Raw genomic sequence first — 591 nt, 5'->3', positions numbered from 1 at the left:
GGCGCTGGGATACCGCTCGCCGGCCGAATACGAACGCCAATGCATCTAACCCACCGGTGTCCACTTTTGCGTAGGAACTCCCACCCGCTTCGCGGCTCGGCTTAATTCAGGCGTTAGGTGTGTTTGGATGATCATCGAGAAGGACAAGATTCCTAAAGGCACCAGCTTCATTCTCAGGTCCAGCGCCCTTTTGGAGGCGCTGACTACTGCCGGAATTTCTGTTGAGACCTCCCTGCAGCATCTGAACTCAAAGATCTTCTTCGATGCATTCTTTTGGCCACCTCGGCCAAACGTGCAGCATGACCGCTTCTGCGTCCGCGCAGGCTCTGTGCCCGCCTCGCAGGCGCGGCCGGCGAGAGAATTCATGGAGTCGATAGTCTTGCCGGAGTTCATCCAGTGGGCCCAGGGTATTCTGGCGCTGCCGCAAGATTCCCCGGTCCGGCGTAGTGAGCAGGTGTTTGCCCGCGAGTTCATCGGCCACACACCTAACAATTCATATATGGACTCCTCCGTCAATCAGGATTCGCTGGTTTGATCTGATGCTGTGAAGCGGTGCGGTTGCAGTCGTATATTCGGCCTTGAGGTGAGTCG

The 591-nt window shown here is 56.9% G+C and carries 1 protein-coding gene; it reads left to right on the top strand.

The window, feature by feature from the left end:
- Positions 1–127: 127 nt before the first annotated feature.
- Positions 128–535: a hypothetical protein gene (locus AB6O04_RS20710; RefSeq protein ID WP_368566318.1), complete on the top strand. Its 408-nt coding sequence runs from the start codon at positions 128–130 to the stop codon at positions 533–535.
- Positions 536–591 lie beyond the last annotated feature (56 nt).

It is taken from the genome of Pseudoxanthomonas sp. UTMC 1351 (assembly GCF_040948865.1).
Classification (GTDB): Bacteria; Pseudomonadota; Gammaproteobacteria; order Xanthomonadales; family Xanthomonadaceae; genus Pseudoxanthomonas_A.
This window is presented reverse-complemented; position numbering and strand designations above follow the sequence as displayed.

Bases quoted from the DNA above. Each gene is read 5' to 3' on its own strand.
- AB6O04_RS20710 (WP_368566318.1), top strand. From the start codon at position 128: ATGATCATCGAGAAGGACAAGATTCCTAAAGGCACCAGCTTCATTCTC.